This window comes from Gelidibacter sp. (genome assembly GCF_035577925.1).
Taxonomy (GTDB): Bacteria; Bacteroidota; Bacteroidia; order Flavobacteriales; family Flavobacteriaceae; genus Gelidibacter.
Window position 1 is genome coordinate 1 of record NZ_DATJCY010000066.1, and the last position, 6,000, is coordinate 6,000.

The 6,000-nt window shown below is 32.9% G+C and carries 5 protein-coding genes; all 5 read right to left on the reverse strand.

Going from position 1 to position 6,000, the window contains the following annotated elements:
* Positions 1-7 precede the first annotated feature (7 nt).
* A complete protein-coding gene (locus VNJ50_RS02050; protein ID WP_325578574.1) occupies positions 8-745 on the reverse strand; it encodes a class I SAM-dependent methyltransferase in 738 nt (245 codons plus the stop codon).
* 290 nt (positions 746-1,035) lie between these two features.
* Positions 1,036-2,934, reverse strand: a complete 1,899-nt coding sequence (locus VNJ50_RS02055) for a hypothetical protein (RefSeq protein WP_325578576.1) — start codon at positions 2,932-2,934, stop codon at positions 1,036-1,038.
* Positions 2,921-3,307, reverse strand: coding sequence for a hypothetical protein (locus VNJ50_RS02060; RefSeq protein ID WP_325578578.1), 387 nt, complete (start codon positions 3,305-3,307; stop codon positions 2,921-2,923). The genes VNJ50_RS02055 and VNJ50_RS02060 overlap by 14 nt, the downstream gene beginning before the upstream one ends.
* A gap of 360 nt (positions 3,308-3,667) precedes the next feature.
* On the reverse strand, positions 3,668-4,189 hold the full coding sequence (locus tag VNJ50_RS02065) for a hypothetical protein (RefSeq protein ID WP_325578580.1): 522 nt from the start codon (positions 4,187-4,189) through the stop codon (positions 3,668-3,670).
* A 759-nt stretch (positions 4,190-4,948) separates the two neighbouring features.
* Positions 4,949-6,000 (reverse strand): IS256 family transposase (locus tag VNJ50_RS02070; protein ID WP_325578582.1); only part of this gene is annotated, 1,052 nt, incomplete at its 5' end.

The window sequence follows — 6,000 nt, forward strand, 5'->3', positions numbered from 1 at the left end:
ACTAGTTTTATTTTCTTCTATAAACACATTCTAAATAGCCAACATTTAATTCTTTATTATTTTCTTCAAAAAGTTCTTGTCTTTCTTGTTGATCAAAAATTTGATATTCATCTAGTACTTTTTCTATCCATTTCATTTCCATTTCTCTTGTAAACTTGGATTTAATATTCTGAACCGAATTGGAGAAAATCATTCTTTCGAAATATTGTTCATCAAAAAGTTTTGTTAAATCACTTTCTGTGAAAAAATGTTTATAATACTCGTGCATTCCTGAATCAGAAGATTCACTATAAGAATGTGATCGTGAATGGACTTTAACATAAATTAAAGAACCTTTTTGCGTTCTCGGAATTATCTGAGAAATAATATTTTTACATTCATTTATTGAAAAAAAATGTAAAAAGTCAGAAGCAATAACTAATGAAAATATTTTTAGTGGAATTTCTTTCTCTGGAACTGTAATATTCAACAAATGTAATTTTCCAACATCTTTTCCAGCGTAGGATTCGATTCTTTTTTTTAATAAATTTAATTGGAACTCTTCATTGTCCACTGCAAATATTTCTTTTCCAGTTTTTGAAAACTCTACCAAAAAATTACTTTGTCCACACCCCAATTCAAGTATTGGTCCTTCAATAAATTCTTCTTCAAAATTTCTAAGTAAATTATGACTCTTGTGGATCATTAATTCATTGGGAAGTAAATCATTATATAGCTCCCAATATATTCGTAAAGTTTCGTCCATAATTTAAGCGGTTTGAATTAAAATGCAGATATGGCATTTATTCACCAAGTTAATCAAATTTATTAATTTTTATTGTTTTCTTAAAAACAATGATTAGTGGGTGTTCACAAGCGAATCACACTACGCATTTTTGATTATATAAACCTAACATGTTTTGCTCTATAATGGTCTTCTCATGGACAAATTACTATTAAAAAAGAAACCTCGTTTAAACTGTTTAAAAGAGGTCTGGTTTTGTGGTTTTGTCAAATTATTTTTCAAAAATGGAAGTTGTGCAACAGCTACGCTTGTTAGCTGCTGGGCTTTTCATTTTCTGTAGGTTTAATGTCGTCTAATTTATTTGTAATTCCTTTTTGTAAAAATTCTGAATACTGCCTCAGCTGAATGACTTCAATATTCTTTTTCCATTTGAATTCGGTTAAAATTATAATGCTTAATAGAACTGATCTCCGAATTTCATCATCAGTTTTATCCTGTTTGTTTTCATTATAAACTTCTGCGGTTGTTTGGTTTAAATCAATTACAGAAGAATACAAATTGATGGTATCACTAATTTTCTTTAAGGAATATTTTGCGATGATGTCTTCTGTAATTGGTTTTGTTGAGATGTTTGGCAAGTCAGTCTTTTTGAGAATGAAGAAAGAATCTCTCACAAAGCGTGAACCGTTGAAAGAATAAATATCTGTTTTTTTATATTTATCATCTGAAAGTTCCTGGATATTTAGTTGATTGATAAAGTATTCCAAGTGTATTCCGAAATTTACAATTATGTACGTTTCATCAATTCCAAGCTTGTCAATCGCTTTGAAAAAGTCTTCTGGTTTTAGTAAATATGATATTGAAATCTTGTGAAAGAAAATTTCGCTTAAGCCTTCATTCAAACTCCTTGAAACAACTGATGCCAAGAAAGAATCAAAATCCATGTGATGCACTTCTGGGTTTTCGGAGAAGGCATCTTTGCTTTGAAGCATGCTTTGTCCGTTTACATACCACTTGTCAGCATTGTCTTCCTGTATTTCAGTATCGTTATTTATCGGGTTGAATTTTTCAAGGGCAGCTTCAATGATAGCTTCTGTTGAATTTTCAAACTGCAAGATTTTCTCATTTGATAGGTGTAAAGCCAAGGCGTTCGAATGATAAGCACCTTCAAGAGTAGATTTGAAATTGTCAATAAAAGTTATTGGATATGGTTTTTCATTTTCCTCACACCATTCGGGTGTAATGAAATCAAGATTCAATACTTTCATTAATTCCTTATTCTGCAAATGTTCGATCACTAATTCTTTGAAGAAATCCAGTCCATCAATCCATTGCTTTATTTCTCCTTGTGTTGTTGGTGTTGGTGGAAAGTCAAGCGGTCGCATTGTTATGAGATAGGGATTAATTGTCCATTGCCTCAAAAATAAAATAGCCATGTATGACATTATCCATTTCTTAATGACATAGTCTGCATTTAGTCCACTCAAATCAGGGAAAGGATATTGCTGTGAAATCCAAGTATATTTTCTGTCGTAAGGGTCTCTTACATCAATATAAAACTTGAAAATCTCCTGGATTGATTCAGGTAGCAACTCATACTTCGGTGGGTGGCTTTGTGTATAATTGAAAAATCGCTTAACACAAGTATATCTTGCTTTGTATGTAAGCAGGCCGCCTAAAGCATAATGAAATTCTATGAATTTTTGGCGTTCGGCCTTTCGTTTATCAACTGCCGCTTGGTTGCTGACTTGAAAATTGTTTGCCCTGTTTTCATACTCTGGGTAAATGTATGGCAAACTGTAAGAGTAGTATTGATGGCAAGTTTCCCAATGATTCATAACTAAATCATCTTGCTGATACCTAACTGCAAGAAGTAGATTTCTCCAAAGCCAAGCATAGGTGGTTTCAGAAATTTCTTTTCCTTGCATTTCTCCAAGCAACCAAATTCCTCCAGAGGTTCGGTGTTCCAATAAATAATTTCTCTTCTCTTTGAGTATTGCCAACTCCTCAATTGCTCTGTAAACAGTTTCATAATACAGCTCGGGGTAAACTACTGGTTCATTTGTGAACTTATCACGAACCTTTCTAAAAGCTGTGTAAAAAAAGTCAGAAAGAGTTCTTGAATAGGTTGTCTGTTTTATTCTTATTGATTGCAAAAGCAAATCAGACAACGCTGAAAAATATTTCAAATCAGGTTCAGTTTTCTTCATGCTTCCGTATTAGATAAGGGATGAATTTGGTCATTGTGTAATAAATGAGAATCTTCCTAACGAAGAAGAAAAAGAAAATCACAAGTAGAATCGCATTGAAGCCAACAAGTAGCGAGGCTGAATTTTCAATAAAATAATTCAGGCCATCAATTTTAATAAGTGGAGGCAGTTTCAATGACCATATTACGATAAAAGCCAAGGAAGAATACAAAGAATATGGAAATGCTTTGCTTTCCCATTCTTGGTCAAAAAGTTCAACAATCTTTTCCGAAGAATATTTTTCGTCAAGTCGAGCAATAACTTGTAAAAGTATTGGATATGCAACACCAAGCAGTCCGATAACTATGTAGATGTAAAAGTCAATACTTGCCATTTATTTTTCAGTTTTTTAATTTGGTATAGTCAGTCTAGCCTTGCTGCTAACCCACAAATATGCGAAATTCCAACAGCCTATCCAAACCTAGTATATAGCTATTTATTAATAGTTTACAATACTATACTTTTAAGGATATTTAAAACACAAAACCCTAACGATACTCAAAATACGAAGCCCAAATTTAATCGTGATCTTTTTTAAATCATAAAACATACATCAGCTATTTCCCACAACTCATCCCTACATTCTAGTATAGCTTTCTTTATTATTTTTAATTGCATGTTTCTTATTTTTACCAAACTATTTTAAAAAAATGGAAGTTGTGCAATAGCTACTGCTTGTTATAAACAGTGCTTTCTATTTAGAAATTTCCCAACGCTTATCAATAGAAACTGCTTTTTGATTGTAGTTCCCTATAATATGTTTTATTCCTTTTATCAAGCCATAACCGGCAGCTCCAGTTAAAATTGGAACTGCAGCAACAACTACGGTTCCTGCGGCAGCTCCAGCACCAACAAATCCTCCAATAGTAGCTAATCCAGACATAATTCCAGCACCTGATAATCCCGCAGTGCCCAATCCACTAACAACAGCGGTAATACTTGCAAACCCAATTCCAGCACCACTTACAACACCAAGATTTTCAGAATATTTCTCTTTTTCAGTATTGCTCAATTTTGAATATTTCACAAAGCCTAGCGCAATTAATATTCCTGTTTGTTTAATCATTTCATCACTTGGGATACTTTGATTTTTTAATAATCTTTCCAAAGTGGGAATTGTGCAGTCCATTACTTTTGAAATTTTTCGAACTTCTAGTTTATTTTCACTTATATAGGACTCTAAAATTTGGCTGTAATTTTCTTTAGTGATTTGCATTTTGATTAGTATTTTTTAAATATTCTGAGTGACGTTTTTTATTTCACCCCCGTATTTAGTGATTTTCAAACAGGTTGCATTTTACTTATTCGAGCATCCAAATTAGCGATTTGCTTTGAAGGTCGAGTAACTTTCTTATCTGGTCCAAGCACTTGTATATTGTTGGCGGACTGTATTGTTGTTTTTTGTAAGTATATTCCAAAGTATTGTTGCTAGTTTCTGTGCTGAAGCTGATACAGCTACTGCTCGGCCTTGTCTTTATGCAATTCAAGTCTATAAATCTACAAAAATTGAAAAGAGTTCTCAATATGCTTCAATAGAAGTGTTTAACACAGGTTAAACAAAGTGCCCATTCAATGCATCCAAATATAATTGAAAGCAATACCACATCCTTGCGGGAAACCGCACAAACCATTTTTTATGTGTAAAACAAGAAAATAATGCAGTGAAATTGAAAAGCTAAAAGAAATAAGTTAAAAAAATGCTATAGAAAATAACGTTTTTTTAGAGAATTTAATTCAGTAATTGTATTTTTACTAGTATCAAATAAATAATAAAATAACTTAAATTGATTGAAATAGCTGAGCGATCAAATAGATGACAAATATTATAATAGCAAGAAAAGCACCACCCAACAAACTACCCCAAAGCTTATTGGAGTAATTATCAAAATAATTATTGGGAGTGTAACACGAAGTGTGTCAGTTCCTATTTTCCTAGATTGGGGTCTAGACTCCAATCTAGGAAAATAGGATTTTTTTACGGCTGTAATCTATCGCCAAATTTAATATAAAGTTGAGACATTGTCAATCCCCAATTATGAATAGGCATAGTCCATTTTTTTGAGACCTCTTTAATAGCTAGGTATATTAATTTTAATAAGGATTCTTCACTAGTAAAAGCACCCTTTGTTTTAGTTACTTTTCTCACCTGTCTATGCATAGCTTCAATAGCATTCGTGGTATAGATAGCTTTTCTAATGTGAGGATCAAAATCAAAATAAGTAGACAAATGTTCCCAGTTGTCTAACCATCCTTTAGCGGCTAAAGGATACGTTTTTGCCCACTTTTCTTCGAACTCTAAAAGCCTGTCATAACCTTGCTCTTCACTTATAGCTGTATAAATGGGCTTAAGATCCGCTGCAACTGCTTTCTTATCTTTATGTGGTACAAAGCGAAGACTAGTTCTTATTTGATGTACAATACATAGTTGAACTTGTGTTTTAGGAAACACTGCTTGAATAGCTTCTGGAAAGCCTTTTAATCCATCTACACAGGCTACAATAATATCTTGAACACCGCGATTTTTCAGATTGGTTAAAACAGACAACCAAAACTTAGCACCCTCTGTTTCTGCTAAATAGACACCAATTAATTCTTTTTTACCTTCTTGATTAATTCCTAATATATTATACACGGCAGTGGGTGTAACGCTTCCTCCTTTTTTTACTTTGTAGAACATACAATCTAAGAAAACAAAAGGATAGATGGACTCTAAGGGGCGTTCTCGCCATTCTTTCATAGCAGGTATTACTTTGTCAGTAATACGAGAAATCTCAGTAGCAGATATTTCCATGCCATACATTTCCATGATGTAACTTGCTATATCCCTGACACTACTCCCTTTAGCGTATAAAGCTATTACATTTTCCTCTAACTGATCGGTTATAATAAGCTGACGTTTAGGTAATATTTGAGGTTCAAAAGTCCCATTTCGATCTCTACTAGTTTCTAGTTCAAAAGCACCAGATTGCATACTTCGAACCGTTTTAGTTGCTTTACCATTACGGCGATTAGCTATCCCTTTTGCCT